At 58.8% G+C, this 250-nt stretch carries 1 protein-coding gene; it reads left to right on the top strand.

Annotated elements, in window-relative coordinates; genetic code table 11:
• The coding region (locus RVY79_RS20885; protein WP_317466521.1) for a hypothetical protein at positions 1–250 on the top strand (250 nt) is incomplete at both ends.

The raw sequence follows: 250 nt of genomic DNA, 5'->3' as shown, positions 1-250 counted from the left end.
CGCGAGAAGTCGGCTATATCTTTACGGCGTCGGGGTTCGTCAACATCATCGTTCAGGCGGCTGGGATGAAAAAGCTCGAGCGTCTCTTCCCAGATAGCGTGCTCTGCGCGTTCAGTTTGCTGCTGTTCTGCGCAGGCCTAGGAGTCCTGAGCATATTTCCGGGGCTGGCAGCGCTTGCCGTGGGGTTACTGCTGGCGAGCGTCGGCACGGCAATGAGCAGGCCAAGTCTGATGGCAGCCTTGTCTATGAC

It is taken from the genome of Chromohalobacter sp. HP20-39 (assembly GCF_033052815.1).
Taxonomy (GTDB): domain Bacteria; phylum Pseudomonadota; class Gammaproteobacteria; order Pseudomonadales; family Halomonadaceae; genus Chromohalobacter.
The sequence above is the reverse complement of the archived record's forward strand: the minus strand, read 5'-3'. Positions and strand labels throughout refer to the sequence as shown.